The sequence below is a fragment of the Muricoccus harenae genome (assembly GCF_009848505.1).
Taxonomy (GTDB): Bacteria; Pseudomonadota; Alphaproteobacteria; order Acetobacterales; family Acetobacteraceae; genus Roseomonas; species Roseomonas harenae.
In genome coordinates, this window is the sequence record NZ_WWDL01000020.1 from 75,033 (window position 1) to 89,755 (window position 14,723).

Annotated in this window: 15 protein-coding genes; 4 read left to right on the forward strand and 11 right to left on the reverse strand. The window is 68.7% G+C overall.

Going from position 1 to position 14,723, the window contains the following annotated elements; all coding sequences use genetic code 11:
- Nucleotides 1-32 precede the first annotated feature (32 nt).
- Nucleotides 33-1,007 carry a tripartite tricarboxylate transporter substrate binding protein gene (locus tag GSE44_RS15225; protein WP_159349685.1) on the reverse strand — a complete coding sequence of 325 codons (975 nt, stop codon included), beginning with the start codon at nt 1,005-1,007 and terminating at the stop codon, nt 33-35.
- A gap of 97 nt (nt 1,008-1,104) precedes the next feature.
- On the reverse strand, nt 1,105-1,518 hold the full coding sequence (locus GSE44_RS15230; RefSeq protein ID WP_159349686.1) for a carboxymuconolactone decarboxylase family protein: 414 nt from the start codon (nt 1,516-1,518) through the stop codon (nt 1,105-1,107).
- 166 nt (nt 1,519-1,684) lie between these two features.
- Here GSE44_RS15230 and GSE44_RS15235 point away from each other — a divergent pair, with 166 nt between their 5' ends.
- On the forward strand, nt 1,685-2,413 hold the full coding sequence (locus tag GSE44_RS15235) for a GntR family transcriptional regulator (RefSeq protein WP_235924846.1): 729 nt from the start codon (nt 1,685-1,687) through the stop codon (nt 2,411-2,413).
- A gap of 566 nt (nt 2,414-2,979) precedes the next feature.
- Nucleotides 2,980-4,212 (forward strand): PrpF domain-containing protein, encoded by a 1,233-nt coding sequence (locus GSE44_RS15240; protein ID WP_201306085.1) that lies wholly within the window; start codon nt 2,980-2,982, stop codon nt 4,210-4,212.
- Between the two features lie 117 nt (nt 4,213-4,329).
- Here the strand turns inward: GSE44_RS15240 and mnhG are convergent, their stop codons facing one another.
- From mnhG to GSE44_RS15285, 9 genes are all read right to left on the reverse strand, one after another.
- The gene (gene mnhG, locus GSE44_RS15245; RefSeq protein WP_159349687.1) at nt 4,330-4,740 is read right to left on the reverse strand and encodes a monovalent cation/H(+) antiporter subunit G; all 411 of its coding nucleotides are present in this window, start codon (nt 4,738-4,740) and stop codon (nt 4,330-4,332) included.
- Nucleotides 4,737-5,015, reverse strand: a complete 279-nt coding sequence (locus GSE44_RS15250) for a K+/H+ antiporter subunit F (protein WP_159349688.1) — start codon at nt 5,013-5,015, stop codon at nt 4,737-4,739. Before GSE44_RS15250 ends, mnhG begins: the two co-directional genes overlap by 4 nt.
- The gene (locus GSE44_RS15255; RefSeq protein ID WP_159349689.1) at nt 5,012-5,500 is read right to left on the reverse strand and encodes a Na+/H+ antiporter subunit E; all 489 of its coding nucleotides are present in this window, start codon (nt 5,498-5,500) and stop codon (nt 5,012-5,014) included. Before GSE44_RS15255 ends, GSE44_RS15250 begins: the two co-directional genes overlap by 4 nt.
- On the reverse strand, nt 5,497-7,131 hold the full coding sequence (locus tag GSE44_RS15260) for a monovalent cation/H+ antiporter subunit D (RefSeq protein WP_235924847.1): 1,635 nt from the start codon (nt 7,129-7,131) through the stop codon (nt 5,497-5,499). Before GSE44_RS15260 ends, GSE44_RS15255 begins: the two co-directional genes overlap by 4 nt.
- Nucleotides 7,128-7,472, reverse strand: a complete 345-nt coding sequence (locus GSE44_RS15265) for a Na+/H+ antiporter subunit C (protein WP_159349690.1) — start codon at nt 7,470-7,472, stop codon at nt 7,128-7,130. The genes GSE44_RS15260 and GSE44_RS15265 overlap by 4 nt, the downstream gene beginning before the upstream one ends.
- Nucleotides 7,472-10,408: a monovalent cation/H+ antiporter subunit A gene (locus tag GSE44_RS15270; RefSeq protein WP_159349691.1), complete on the reverse strand. Its 2,937-nt coding sequence runs from the start codon at nt 10,406-10,408 to the stop codon at nt 7,472-7,474. Before GSE44_RS15270 ends, GSE44_RS15265 begins: the two co-directional genes overlap by 1 nt.
- Before the next feature lie 199 nt (nt 10,409-10,607).
- Nucleotides 10,608-11,087 (reverse strand): PTS sugar transporter subunit IIA, encoded by a 480-nt coding sequence (locus GSE44_RS15275; protein ID WP_159349692.1) that lies wholly within the window; start codon nt 11,085-11,087, stop codon nt 10,608-10,610.
- Nucleotides 11,088-11,285: 198 nt separating this feature from the next.
- Entirely contained in the window at nt 11,286-11,945 is a 660-nt protein-coding gene (locus GSE44_RS15280) for a GntR family transcriptional regulator (RefSeq protein WP_159349693.1), read from the reverse strand.
- A 28-nt stretch (nt 11,946-11,973) separates the two neighbouring features.
- The gene (locus tag GSE44_RS15285) at nt 11,974-12,561 is read right to left on the reverse strand and encodes an HD domain-containing protein (RefSeq protein ID WP_159349694.1); all 588 of its coding nucleotides are present in this window, start codon (nt 12,559-12,561) and stop codon (nt 11,974-11,976) included.
- Between the two features lie 65 nt (nt 12,562-12,626).
- Here GSE44_RS15285 and GSE44_RS15290 point away from each other — a divergent pair, with 65 nt between their 5' ends.
- The gene (locus tag GSE44_RS15290) at nt 12,627-13,538 is read left to right on the forward strand and encodes an HpcH/HpaI aldolase/citrate lyase family protein (RefSeq protein ID WP_201306086.1); all 912 of its coding nucleotides are present in this window, start codon (nt 12,627-12,629) and stop codon (nt 13,536-13,538) included.
- A 36-nt stretch (nt 13,539-13,574) separates the two neighbouring features.
- Nucleotides 13,575-14,564 (forward strand): Bug family tripartite tricarboxylate transporter substrate binding protein, encoded by a 990-nt coding sequence (locus GSE44_RS15295; RefSeq protein WP_159349695.1) that lies wholly within the window; start codon nt 13,575-13,577, stop codon nt 14,562-14,564.
- Nucleotides 14,565-14,723 lie beyond the last annotated feature (159 nt).

Below are 14,723 nucleotides of genomic sequence, written 5' to 3' on the forward strand. Positions count from 1 at the left end.
CGCTTCCAACTTGGCAGGCTTCGGCACGATGCTCACTCGACGCGCCCGATCCGCTGCACGGCGGCTTCGATGCGGACCGCATCCTGATCCAGGAAGGCACCAAATTCAGGACCATCGCGGTAATCAAGCGGCAGGCCGATGGACTGCATCTGCGCGAGGAACTGCGGGTTGCGCGCGACCTCCCCGATGCCGCGCCGCAGCACCTGCAACGTCTCGGGCGGTGTTCCACGGGGAGCGAAGGAGCCGACCCAGAGGTAGAACTCAACTGCGCGATGGCCGAGCTCCATGGCGGTGGGAACTTCCGGCATCAGCGCCACGCGCCGGGCGCCAGTGCAGGCCAGGGCCTTCAGCGAGCCGTTCTGGACCTGCGGCGCAACCACCGCGGGAGAGCCCACCGTGATGTCGACATGGCCGCCGAGCACGGCGGTGATGGCAGGGCCGCCACCAGCGAAGGGAATGTGCTGGAGCTGCACGCCGCCGGCCTGCGCCAGCATCTCGATCGGCAGGTGCAGCGGACCATAGGCACCGGAGGAGGCGTAGGTGATGCCGCCCGGCTTCGCCTTGGCCGCCGCGAACAGGTCTTCCAGGCTGTTCCAGCGGGCGTCACCCTTGGCGACAAGGATCAGCGGATCGGCGGCGAGCAGCGCCAATGGCTTGAACATCGCGCGTTCCACGGTGACGGGCCGGCCGAACAGGCGATCCGCCGCGGGAATGCTGGAGATGCTCGGATGGCCGAGCATGACCGTATAGCCATCCGGCTTGGAATTCGCCGTGGCGAGCATGCCGATGCCGCCACCGGCGCCGCCGCGGTTCTGGATGACGACGGGCTGCTTCCACAGCTGCTGCAGCGCGGCAGCAAGCGGCCGCCCGACCTGATCCGTGGCGCCGCCGGGCGGGAAGGGAACGATCATCGTGACCGCACGATCCGGAAAGCTGGTGGCCTGGGCCTGGGCCGCTCCGGCCGCGATCAGCCCGGCCGCGCCGGCAAGTACGGTTCTTCTCCGCATCATCGTTTCCTCTTCTTCTTCCTTCAGTCCGGCTTAGGCGGGCCAGGGCGGACAGGCGCGCCGTGCCCGCCCGCCCGCCGTGGCGTGGTGGCCGCGGCTAGTCTCCCGAGGGAGTTGCGGGCTCCCCGGTCAGCGCACCTTCCTTCACCAGCACCTCATGCGCGGCCTTGAAGGCGTCGAGCCCGGCCGGGATTCCGCAATAGACGGTGGCGTGAAGCAGAATCTCCTTGATCTCATCCACGGTCAGGCCGTTGGCGAGGGCGCCCTTCACATGGAGCTTGATCTCGGGTGTCTTGCCCAGCGCGGTGAGCATGGCGAGGTTCAGCATGCTGCGCGTGCGATGATCGAGGCCCGGTCGGGTCCAGGCATAGCCCCAGCACCATTCGGTGGTGATGCGCTGGAAGGCCATCATGAAGTCGTCGGCCTTGGCGATGCCGCCATCGACATATTCGGCGCCGAGCACCTTACGACGCACCTCGAGTCCCTTCTGGAACATCTCGCTCTCGGCCATGACCGTTCTCCTCCGTTGGCCTGAGGATCATCGAGAGTGGCATATTGTCTGTCAATCTGGCATTTTCGCTGGAGAGCGGCTTCCGTGCTAGGCTCGGGCCAAACAACTCCCGCCAAGCGTTCAGCATGGCGGGTGCTCTGGCTCAGTGCCTGATCGGGAGGGGCTGATGGATGGCATGGACAAGGACGAAGGCCTGCGGGTCCTGCCGCGGCCGGTGCGCCGCCAAGTCGAGGATGGCCTGCGCGCCGCGATTATGCGCGGGCGCTTCCTGCCCGGCGAACATCTTCCGGACCGCCTTCTGACCGAACTCTTCGGTGCGAGCCGCAGCGTCGTGCGCGAGGCGGTGCGGTTGCTGGAGGCCGAAGGTCTGGTCGTGGTCGTGCCGAACCGGGGGCCCTTCGTCGCCTTCCTCTCTCCGGAGGAGGCCGCGCAGGTCTATGAGGTGCGCGGTGTCCTGGAAGCGCTGGCGGGTGCCGGCTTTGCCGAGCGCGCCACGCCGGAGGAGCGGGGCATGCTTCGCCGCATCTATGAGGAGCTGGCGGCCGCCGGCCCGGATACGGACCGGGAGGCGCTGCTGGCCCTGAAGCGCCGCTTCTACGACGTGCTGCTGGCGGGCTGCCGCAACGCCTATGTCGCGCGCATGCTTGACCAGCTCCTCAACCGCAATGCCCAGCTCCGCGCGACATCCCTCTCCGATCCCGAGCGCCTGCCGCAGACGGTGACCGAGATTCGGCTTGTGGTGGAGGCCATCGAGCGGCGCGATCCGGATGCCGCCTGGAAGGCCTGCCGCGACCATGTGGAGAGCGCCGCTGCGGTGGCGCTACGCGTCCTGCGCCGCCGCAGCCTTGGGCATGGCGCTGCGGAGGCCGGGGGAGAGGCGAAAGCTTCCCCCTGATCCCTGGCTGGTGGAAAGGCAGCGCCGGCATCACGGCGCCGGTGAACCTCGCCGCCTGGGAAACCCCGCCGGCGCTTTTCGAGACGGCATTCGAAATGGCCGCGAATGAGCAGATGTTGCTGATGCTGGCGCGTTACGATGCCCGCAACCTGGATGCGCTGCGCCGGGTGGTCGCCGGCGGCAGCCAGCTCCGCATCTTCCCCGCCCGGTGCTGGAGGCGGACCACAGGCCTCCTTCGAAACCTCCGAGGAGATCGCCGCGCGCCGAGGATTTCCGGACGCTCTACGATCCCTGGAAGCGCTTTCTGGAAAGCTCCAATCCCTGGTTCCGCGTGGCCGAGTTCAGTCTTGACGGCTTCCGCCTGGGCCGGGACGTGCCCGCCGCACCTTGAGCGGGATAGCCTGCCTCGCTGTCAGGGCAGGCCGCGCACGATGCCTGCTGGCCGCCCTGGCGTCCGGCGCTGCGGCGTCACGGCCCCCTTGCCTTGAGCGGTGGCGCTCAGTGCCTCGCGGAGCCTGCCGGGCTGCCGTATGAATCGGGGACCGCGTCGGCAGCAAGGAACCCCGATGACAGCCCCGATGCTTCCCGAGTTCCCCGAGTTCCGGCCCCGCCTGCGCACTGGCTACCTGGAATTCCCGGTGCACCACATGCGCGGCGGCACATCCACCGGGCTCGTCCTGTGGGAGCGCTTCCTCCCCGATGACGTGACGCTCCGCGAGGAGCTGTTGCGCCACCTGATGGGTGTCCCGCTCACCGGGCGCGGGCCAGGAAACCGGCAGATCACGGGCCTGGGCCGCGGCCCGGCCACCAGCAACAAGGTGTTCCTGGCCGATATGGAAGGCTCCGGGGATACCGCACGCCTCGTCAGCACATTGGCCCAGCTGGCCGGCGAGCATGGCGAGGTGGATTGGAGTGTCAACTGCGGCAACATGTCGGCCGCGCTTCCCCTCTGGGCGCTCGACACCGGCCTTGTGCAGCCGCCGCAAGCGGGGAATTGCGACATCGGCATCCGCAACACCAATACCGGCGTCGTCACCACAGCGCGGATGATCTGTGAGCCTGGGGGCGGCTTTGCCATGGCCGAGATTCCGGGGGTGGACGGCGCATTCCCGAGCGCGGACCTCTTCCTGCACGATCCCGTCGGCGCCAAGACCGGACAGTTGCTGCCAACGGGCGCGGCCGAGGACCAGGTGGCCGGGTACCGTGTCTCCTGCGTGGATGTCGCCGTGCCGATGGTCATCGCCGAGGCCGCGGCCTTCGGGAAAACAGCACATGAGCCGGTGCGCGAATTGGAAGCGGACCGAAGCTTCATGGATGCGCTGCGCCAGGTCTGGGTCGCGGCAGGCCTGCGAATGGGGCTGAAACGCCGGGACGGGCAGCCGATGACGGTGGCGGAGCTGGAGCGGAGCGAGACCATTCCCAAGGTCTGCATCGTCGGCCCGCCGCAAGCGGGCGGCAACATCGGCGTCCGCTACTTCACGCCGCAGACCGGACACGCCTCCATGGCCGTATCCGGAGGATGCTGCCTGGCGGCGGCGGCGCTGATCCCGGGCACGGTCGCGCATCGCGTGGCGCAGGGGCTCGCCAGCCCTGGCTCATCCTTCGCCGAGATCGAGGTCGGCATCGAGAACCCGGCCGGCATCCTGGACGCCACCGTCGTTGTCCGGGACGAGGGCGGCCAACTCGCCATCCGTAGCGCGGCCTATCGACGCAGCACGCAGATCCTGCTCCGCGGCCATGTTCCGCTGTATCGCGCCTCGCGTCCCTTGCTTGACGCCCTGGGGCGGGTGGCCGGCTGAGCCGCACCGGCCGCGGTCAGGGAAACTCGATCACCGTCTCGACGCCAAGCGCGGCGAGCCGGCTGCGCCAGGCCCGAACGAAATGCGGTTGAAGCCGCGGCGCCTCTCGCGGCCCGATCAGCGCTCTTCCACGGCCTCCGCACCGTCTGGCGCAGCCATTTCGGCTTCAGGGCTGCCCGATGGCGTGGAAAGCAGCGGTACCTGGTCACTTTCCTCGGTGCGGTCCCGGTATAGCGCCGCACGCGCCAGCAACATCAGGGTGACCGGGGTGGTGACGATCATGAAGAAGGCGATCAGGAGCTCGTGGAGCACCAAGCGCGTCTGCAAGACCGAAAAGACGATCATCGAGGCCAGCAGAACGCAGGCCATACCCATGCTCGTCGCCAGTGTCGGCGCATGGACACGCTCGTAGAAGCTGCGCAGCCGCAACAGCCCCACGGAGCCGATCAACGCCATGGCTGCGCCCACCACCACGAGCAACGCGGCCGGCAGCGCCGCCCAGATCGGCAGTTGCTCCAGCGGCGTCATTCGATCACCTCGCCGCGCATCAGGAACTTCGCCAGCGCTGTCGTGCTGACGAAGCCGAGCAGGCCGATGACCAGCGCCGCCTCGAAGTAATGCGTGCTGCCGAAGCGCATGCCGAAGGTCAGCATCAGCAGCATGCCATTGACATAGAGTGTGTCGAGCCCGAGCACCCGGTCCTGCGCGCGCGGCCCGCGGAGCACGCGGAAGGTTGCGCAGGCCATGGCCAGCCCCAGCATCAGCTGCGCCACGAGGATGGCGGCGGGCAGGAGCGCAGTCATTGGAAGATCTCCATGAGCGGCCGCTCGTAGCGGTTCTTGACGATGCCGATCCAGCTTTCCTTATCCACCAGGTCGAGGATGTGGAGCAGCAGGGTTCCCTCCGCCGAATCGAAGTCTACCCAGGCCGTTCCCGGCGCGGCGGTCAGGATGCAGGCCAGCACCGCCAGCCCGTTCGGGTCGCGAAGCTCCAGCGAGATGCTCACGAAGCCCGCTCTCCGGCCGTGCTGCTGCGGGCTGAGGATGATGCGGGCCACGGCGATGTTGGAGCGGAAGATATCGGCCAGTACCATGCCGAGAAGCCGCATGGCGACCGCCGGCTGCCGCAGCCGGGATGCCGGCGGCCGGAGCAACGCCAAGCCCCAGCAGGCAAACAGCGCCACTAGCGCACCCAGGAGAAGGCTGCCCGGCGACAGGCTCTCGTTCAGCAGCACCCACAGGAGCAGCAGGCAAGCCCAGATCACCGGATAGGGCAGCAGCCGCCTCATGAGCCGCCTCCCCCGCCCGCCCGCAGCCCCGGCAGGACGCCGCGGACATAGCCCGCCGGCTGGTGCAGCCCCTGGGCCGTGGCTTCCATGTAGCGCATCGCGGGGCCCGCCAGCACCGTCAGTCCCAGGCACAGGGTCAGCAGCAGCGCGACGGGCGCGAACTCAATCACGCGCACCCGCGGCGGCCTTCCTTCGGGCACCACCCAGAAGATGTTGATGCCTGTCCGCGTCATCGCGACCAGAGTCGCCAGGCCGGACAGGATGAGGACGACGGTGAGCACCCAGGCAAGGGTCGGCACCGCCTTTCCTACCTCGGACACGCCGAGCATCGGCGAAAGGATGGCGAACTTCGCCAGGAAGCCGGAGAGCGGGGGCAGCCCGGCCAGCAGTAGCGCGCAGGCCATGAAGCTGATGCCGAGGATAGCCAGGGTGCCGGGGATGGCGATGCCGATCTCCTCGCCCTCCGTCGGCTCCTCCTCGTCCCCCTCGCCAAAGGCTTCCAGCGAGACGGCCAGCACATCGGCGCCGACTTCCCGGTTCCGTTCGGCAAGGTCGATGACGAGGAAGAAGGCCCCGATCGCGAGCACGGAACTGACCATGTACAGCAGCGCCCCGCCCGTGACCCCCACCTGCCCGGTGCCGACAGCCGCCAGCACCGTGCCGGAGGAGACGAGCACGCTCGCCCCCGCCAGCCGCGCCATGTCCTGGGTGGCCAACACGGCAATCGTGCCGAAGCTGATCGTCAGGATGCCACCCACCAGCAGCCATGTGCCGCCGAAGCCGGCCGATTCACCTGCTTCCCCGCCGAACAGCAGCAGCCACAGGCGCAGCACGGCATAGAGGCCCACCTTGCTCAGGATGGAGAGGAGCGCCGCGGCCGGGGGGCTGGCGGCGGCATAGGTCGTCGGCAGCCAGAAGCCGAGCGGCCACATCCCTGCCTTTACCAGGAAGACCGTGCCGAGGATGGCGGCGCCCACCTCCAGCAGCATCCGGTTATGGCCTTCGATGGCCGGGATGCGCGCCGCCAGATCGGCCATGTTCAGCGTGCCGGCCACGCCGTAGATCAGGCTGGCCCCGATCAGGAAAAGCAGCGAGGCGGCGAGGTTGATGGCGATGTAGTGCAGCCCCGCGCGCACCCGTGCAGGCCCTGAGCCGTGCAGCGCCAGCCCGTAGGATGCGGCCAGCAGCACCTCGAAGAAGACGAACAGGTTGAACAGGTCGCCGGTCAGGAAGGCGCCGCTCAACCCCATCAGCTGGAACTGCACCAGCGCATGGAAATGCGAGCCCATCTGGTGCCAGCGCGCGAGGGAAAAGGTCAGCGCGGCGAGCCCCAGGATGGAGGTCAGCAGCAGCATCAGCGCCGCGAGGCGATCCACCACCAGCACGATGCCGAAGGTCGCGGGCCAGTTTCCGAGCCGGTACACGATGGCCGGTGCGCCGCCCGCACCATCGGCCAGATGGAGCAGCATGAGGGCCAGGACGACCATCGCGGCCGCCGAGGCGAAGCCGAGCGCGGCCTTCAGGCTGCGCCTGTGCTCGCCAAGCATGACCATGAGGGCGCCAACCGTCAGCGGCAGCACGATGGGCAGGATGGCCAGATGGCTCATGGCGTGATTCAGGGCGGCGCTCATCGGTCACGCTCCCGCCCGTCCACATGGTCGGTGCCGGTCAGGCCCCGCGAGGCCAGCATCACCACGAGGAAGAGCGCGGTGGTCGCGAAGCCGATGACGATCGCAGTGAGGACCAGGGCCTGCGGCAGCGGGTCGTCGAAGACCGCGAGGCTGCCCGTCCCGCCCTTCTCCAGGATCGGCGCCGCGCCCGTCCGCAGCCGCCCCATGCTGAAGATGAAGAGGTTCACGGCATAGGAGAGCAGCGACAGGCCGACAATCACCTGGAAGGTCCGGGGCCGCAGCAACAGCCAGACGCCGGAGCCACCGAGAACGCCGACGGCGAGGGCAATGAGGATCTCCATCAGTCTTCTCCCGCCAGGCCCATGGCCCGCCCCGGGGATGGGGGCGGTGCGGCGCGGTGGCTGCGGACGGATTGATGCGCGAGCGCAATCAGGATCAGCACCGTCGCGCCGAAGACCAGGGCGAAGACGCCGAGATCGAAGAGCAGGGCGCTCGCCGTCGGGACGGAGCCGAGCACGGGTAGCTCCGTATAGGCGAAATAGGAGGTGAGGAAGGGCTGCCCGAAGGCCCAGGCCGCCGCGCCCGTTCCCCCGGAAAGAAGCAGGCCGACCCCCATCCAGCGCAGCGGGTGGATCCGCAGGTGATCCTCAACCCAGCGCGCCCCGCCAGCCATGTACTGCAGGATGATCGCGACCGACATGGTCAACCCGGCCACGAATCCACCGCCAGGCAGGTCATGCCCGCGCAGCAGCAGATAGACCGCGACCACACCGATGACCGGAAAGAGCAGCCGCATGATCGTGCCGGGCACCAGCAGCCAATCGGCGACGGTGTCCCCGACCTGGCGGTTCGGCTGCGCGTCGTCGAAGCTGCTCTGGTCGCGCTGCTGCTCCGGCACCTCGACGCTGTCGCGGGCGGGGCGGAAGCGGCGCAGCAGCGCATAGACGGTGAGCGCCACCGCCGCGACGACAGTGATCTCGCCCATCGTGTCGAAGCCGCGGAAATCCACCAGGATGACGTTCACCACATTGGTGCCGCCACCCTCGGAATAAGCGCGTTCGAGGAAGTGGCGAGAGATGCTGTCGGGGAAGGGCCGCATCATCACGGCATAGGCGAGGGCCGAGAGCCCACATCCGGCGCCGACGGCGAGAATGAGGTCGCGCAGGCGCCGCACCCGCGGCGCGATACCGGGCCCACCTGCATCCAGCCTTGCATCCACCAGCCTCTTCGGCAGCCAGCGCAGACCGAGCAGGAGGAGAACGGTCGTCACCACCTCGACCAGCAACTGGGTCAGGGCGAGGTCCGGGGAGGAGAACCAGACGAATGTGATGCAGGTGACCAGCCCGGCCCCACCGAGGAGAATGAGCGAGGCCAGCCGGTGAAACTTCGCCTGCCAGGCCGCACCGATGGCGCAGGTGATGCCCACGGCCCAGGCCAGGAGAAGCGGAATGTCGACCGCCGTCGGCTTGGGCAGGGACGGCCCGATTCCGCGCAGGATGAGCGGGCAGATCGCCGCCACCAGGGACACGCCGACGAGCAGCCGAAGCTGCGACTGAAGCCGGCGCGTGCCCAGCAGGCGCTCCAGCGTGCGGGCGAGGCGCCAGGAGACGAAGACCATCGTGCGCTCGAAGATGCGCTGGCCCTTCAGGTCGCGCAGCAGCGGCGGCCCTTCGATCCCCGCCAGCAGGTGTTTCTGCAGCGCCAGGTAGATCGCGACCCCGACGGCCAGGGCCATCAGGCTCAACAGCAGCGGCTGGTTGATCCCGTGCCAGATCGCCAGGCTATAGGCCGGCGTGGCCCCGCCGAGCACGGCACGCACGGCCATGTCCAGATAGGGCCCGATCGTCGCGGCCGGCAGCAGGCCCACCATGATGCAGATGAGAACGAGGATCTCCACCGGGAAGCGCATGAAGCCCGGCGGCTCATGCGGCTTGCGCGGCAGGTCGGTCGGGTCCGGGCCGAAGAATGCGCCGTGGATGAAGCGCAGCGAATAGGCGACGCTGAAGGCGCTCGCCAGCATCGCGGCGGCGGGCAGCAGGATATGCATGGACGGCAGCGGCACCGAGGCATCCAGCGCCTCGGCGAAGAACATCTCCTTGGACAGGAAGCCGTTGAGCAGCGGCACGCCGGCCATGGCGGCCGCGGCGACGACGGCCAGCCGCGCGGTGAATGGCATTGAGCGATTCAGCCCGCTCAACCGCCTGATGTCGCGCGTCCCTGTCTCATGGTCGATGATGCCTGCGGCCATGAAGAGCGAGGCCTTGAAGGTCGCGTGGTTCAGCGTGTGGAAGATGGCCGCCACCAGGGCGAGGTCGCTGTTCAGCCCCAGAAGCAGCGTGATCAGCCCGAGATGGCTGATGGTCGAATAGGCGAGCAGCCCCTTCAGGTCATGCTGGAAGATGGCGACATAGGCACCCAGGATCAGGGTGATCAGCCCTGCCGTTCCGACGATCCAGAACCAGGCATCCGTTCCCGCCATCACCGGCCAGAGCCGTGCCATCAGGAAGATGCCTGCCTTCACCAGCGTGGCGGAGTGCAGATAGGCGGATACCGGCGTGGGCGCCGCCATGGCATGCGGCAACCAGAAATGGAACGGGAACTGCGCGCTCTTGGTCAGGCAGCCGAGCAGGACGAGGATCAGCGCCGGCAGATAAAGGGCGTGCTCGCGGATGCGGTCACCCGAGGCCAGGACGACGTCGAGGTCGTAGCTGCCAACGATATGGCCGAGCAGCAGCATGCCGGCGAAGAGCGCCAGCCCGCCCGTGGCAGTGATGGTCAGCGCCATGCGCGCGCCTTCGCGCGCGGCACCCGTGTGGTGCCAGTAGCCGATCAGCAGGAAGGAGAAGAGGCTCGTCAGCTCCCAGAAGAAGGCAAGCTGGATCAGGTTGCCCGACAGGACGAGCCCGGTCATGGAACCCATGAAGGCGAGAAGGAAGGCGAAGAAGCGCGGAACCGGATCTTCCGAGGACATGTAGTAGCGGGCGTAGAGCACCACGAGGAACCCGATGCCGCTCACCAGCGCCGCAAAGGCCCAGGCGAAGCCATCCAGCCGCACCACGAAGTTGAGGCCGAGGCTCGGCATCCAGGCCAGTTCGTGCCGCAGCACGCCACCGCCGGAGACGGTCTGATAGAACACCCAGAGCAGGAGAAAGCAGGCCAGGGTAACGCCGCTGGCAAGCCAGACTGCTGCGTTGCGGGCCTTGGTGGGCAGCAGCCCGGCAGCGACCGCGCCGGCGAAGGGAATGCCGATGGCGGCCAGGAGAAGGTCGTCCAGCATCACGTCCCTTTTTCGATCCGGCCAGCAGGGCGGCGGCAGGGCGATCCCGGTCGAATCGCGGCAGGGCTCCGGCCGACGGGAGGACCGGACCGGGTCGGAAAGCGCACCCCTCGGCGGCTAGGCCTGGCGGGCGCTGGTCGGAAGGCAGAGGCGCAGATGGGGTGGGGTCCAGGCCGGCCGCGCAGCGCTTCCAGCCTCATCAAGCCGTCCCCGGCGCACCGGTGGAGCCGATCAGCCCAGCCTGCCGCAACACGTCCAGCGCCTCCTCCGGCGATTTCGCCTGGCGGAGCGAGCGCGGCGCCTGCGGCTCGCGCAGCACCCGGCAGATGTTCGACAAGGCCGGGAGGAAGCCTTCCGGTGACTCGGTGGGCCAGACCACGAAGAAGACGAGATCGACCGGCTCGCCATCCTTGGCCTCGAACTCGATCGCGCGGCGCAGGCGCGCGAGCAGGGCGACCGGGGCGTTGATGCCATCGATCCGTGCATGGGGAAGAGCGATCCCGCGGCCGAGAGCTGTGGAGCCGAGCTGCTCGCGGGCCTCGATGGCGGCACGAACCTCCAGTTCCGGCTGGCCCAGCCGCTTGGCGGCCTCAGCCGACAAAGTGTCGAGCAGGCCCGACTTGCTGGTCGGGTTCAGGTCCAGGACACCGTCCGAGTGGAAAAGATTCGCAGTGCCCATCGTGTTCTCCCTGCGCGCCGGCGGCTCTTCTCATGAAGCCGATCCCGTTCGCCGCCTCTCCCTGTGAAGGCCCTTTACCGGGAAAATCTCTTACCGAAGAGATGCCCGCTCGTCTGCATGGAGAGTGCATCCGCTCGGTAACGCATCATCCAGCCCTGGTGCGAACTGCGCCGGAAGGTTCCGCCCTCGGCGCGATCTTCAGCCCTGCTCGCCGCTTCCCGTGGCCAGCGCGGCGGACAGGCCATGCAACACATGCGCATGCATTGCCGCCGCCGCATCCGCGACGCGGTCTTCCGCCAGCAGTGCAATGATTGCGTCATGCTGCTCGGCGGCGCTGCTGCGGCCCAACCTGCGCTGCAGCAGGGCATGGCGCAGCGGCTCGGCCATTTCATTGACCACGTCGAGGCTTCGTTCCAGCGCCGGATTCGGCGCGGCGGCCCGCATCAGCGCGTGGAAGGCGAGATTAGCCTGCAGATAACCATCGATCTCGCCGGCGGCGCGGTGCCGTTTCATCCGCGCATTGGCATCGCGCAGCATGTCCAGGAGGGCGGGCGTGACGCGGCCTTCTAGCCCTTCCGTGGCGTGCTTTTCGAGCAGGGCGCGCAGAACGTAGATCTGGCGGATTTCCTCCACGGCCAGAATACGCACCCGGAATCCATGCCGGGGTGCATGGGTCACGAGGCCCCGCTGGTCCAGCAGGCGCAGGGCCTCCCGTACCGGCCCGCGGGAACAGCCGTATTCCGCTTCCAGCGCCTGCTCGCGCAGCGGCGCACCCGGCGGGTGGCGGCCGGTCACGATGGCGTGCCGGATCCGCTCCGCCAGGTGATAGGGAAGCGGCTTCGGCAGGGGATCGGTCACGGACCCGGCTGCCTGCACGGAAGTGGTCTCAGGCCCAGTGGCGCTGGTAGAAGGGCTTGCCGCCCGTGCTCATCAACGCGTGGTCCGTTGCGAACAGGTCGGCATAGTGCAGCAGCCAGGCTTCGGTGGTGGAGCCATGGAAGGGCGCATTGGTGGCATGTGTCGCGACCGTGCTGACGATTCGGTGCCCGAAGCCCAACTCCCTCAGCAGCATCGCCCCCGGCACGCCATGCGGCAGTTCCTTCGAAAGGGTGGAGCCGCGCACGACCTCGCGCTCGCGCACCATCAGCAACGGCTTGTCGATGTCATGCAGGATCAGGATCGGCACCAGAACATCCGGCTCGGTGGTGCGGCCCCAGTCGCGCGCCGCCCGCTTCGCCAGATCGAGCCCGGCGCGGGTCACCTCGTTCACATGATCCATCAACCGGTAGGACGGGGCGTGGAGCGAATAGGGCATGTCCTCCAGCGTCTCGAAGGGGCTGGAGGTCCAGGTCGTGACCCAGGCCGTGATGATGGCCTCGCGTGTCTCCGGGGAAACCTGATCCAACCCATCCAGCCAGCCGGCCACGCGCTGGCGCCGCGCCGGGTCGCCGCGCTCGATGGTGTAGCAGCTCATGCTCGTCCTTCCCCTTGGATGGGAGGATTGTAGACAAATCACAAACCCTGTTCTAGGCCTCCTGGATGGAAACGACGTCCCTCGCCCTGATGCGCTCCAAGCTCTTCGTGCCGGGAAGCCGGCCGGAGCTCTTCGCCAAGGCCCTGAGCTCCGCAGCCGACGCCCTGTCGCTCGACCTGGAGGACGCCGTCACCAAGGACCGGAAAGCCGAGGCGCGCGAGGCGGTGGCCGGCTTCCTGCGCGGCCTGCCCCCCCGGGAGGCGGGCGCAGGCCGCAGCAAGATCATGATCGTGCGGGTGAACGGGCTCGCCACGCCACTCTTCGAACCGGACCTGCAAACCATCACTGGCCCGGGGCTCGATGTGGTGAACCTCCCCATGGCGGAATCGGCCGAGGATATCCGCGCCGCCGTCGCCGCCCTGGAGCAGGCGGAGCGGAAGGCCGGGCTCACCCACCCCATCGGGCTGCTGGCGAATATTGAAACCCCCCTCGGCCTCCGCCGCGCGGCTGAGATCGCCACCGCCCATCCCCGCCTCTCGGGATTGCAGATCGGCTATGGCGACCTGTTCGAACCAGCGGCCATCGCCCGGGATTGCGAGCCGGCGCTGGACCATGTGCGGCTGCAGGTGCGCTTCGCCGCGGCGGAGGCGGGGATCCCCTGCTTCGACGGTTCGCTGGCGGCCGTCGCATCGCCCGAGCGGTGCCGCGCCGAAGCGGAGGCCGCGCGCCGGCTCGGTTATGCCGGCAAGTCCTGCATCCACCCCAGCCAGGTGGCGATCATGAACACGGTCTTCGCCCCCTCCCCGGCTGAGATTGCCCGCGCCCGCAAGGTGCTGGACGCGGCGCGTGAGCAGATCGGGCGTGGCACCGGGGCCTTCGTCGTGGACGGGCAGATGGTGGACGCCCCCTTCATCGCCAGCGCCCAGGCCGTCCTCGACCTGGCCAGGCGGCTGGGCATGGCGGCGCAGGAACACTGAAGGGCCGCTGTCGGCGGCCTATACGGGAGCGAACGAATGTCGGAACTGAACAACGGGCCAGGGCTTACGCGCCGCGCCATACTGGCCGGAACGGCGGCGCTTTCGCTCCCGATGGCGGCGCGGGCGGCGAGCACCTATCCTGACCGGCCGGTGCGGGTCATCGTGGCCTATGGCGCCGGCGGCGCCGTGGACACAGTGGCGCGGCTGGTCTTCACGGAAGCTGGCAAGCGGCTGGGCCAGAGCTTCGTGATCGAGAACCGGGGCGGCGCCGGCGGCACGCTCGGAGCGGCCGCGGTCGCCCGCTCGGCGCCCGACGGATACACGCTGCTGGATGACGCCAGCGGCTTCTCCATCAATCCCTCGCTGATGCCGCGCCTGTCCTATGATACGCGCAAGGACTTCGCCCCGGTGGCGCGGATCATCACCGTGCCCAACGTGATCGTCGCCGGGCCGTCCTGCCCGGCCAAGAACCTCGCCGAGCTGATCGCCCTGGGCAAGGCGAAGCCGGGCGAGATGGATTGCGCCAGCACCGGCACGGGCTCCGCGCAGCATCTTTCGCTCGAGTTGCTGAACCATCTCGCCGGGCTCCGCATCGGCCATGTGCCCTACCGGGACCTTCCGGCCGCCCTGAACGACCTGTCCGCCGGGCGCATCGCGCTGATGGTCATGACCGCCACCTCGGCCATTCCGCGCCATGGCGAGGGCGGGTTGCGGGTGATCGCGCATCTCGGCCGCGCGCCGGTGCAGGCCCTGCCCGGTGTGGCGGCCGCGATCGACACGTTGCCGGGGCTGGAATGCCTGGAATGGCACGGCGTCTATGCCCCCGCCGGCACGCCCGAGCCGATCGTGCAGGCGCTGAACGCAGCCGTGGCCGAAGCCGTGCGGGAGCCAACGGTGGCGGAGCGGCTCACCGCCCTTGGCGCGGATACGGAACAGCTCACCCCGGCAGGCCTCTCCACCTTCCTGGATGGCGAGCTGAACAAATGGGCCGGCGTGATCCGAGACGCCGGCATCCGGATCCAGTGACCCCCATCTGGTGATCCCCTGGGCAGCATGGCTGCCGCCCCCCTTCTCCGAGGGCACTTCAACCCGGCGGCCGGGCAGGCGAGAACGGAGATGTGCCGGGCGGCGGCCGCGTGCGCTCCCGCCGGCATTACGAAACATGGGCACCACCCCCCGGCAGCC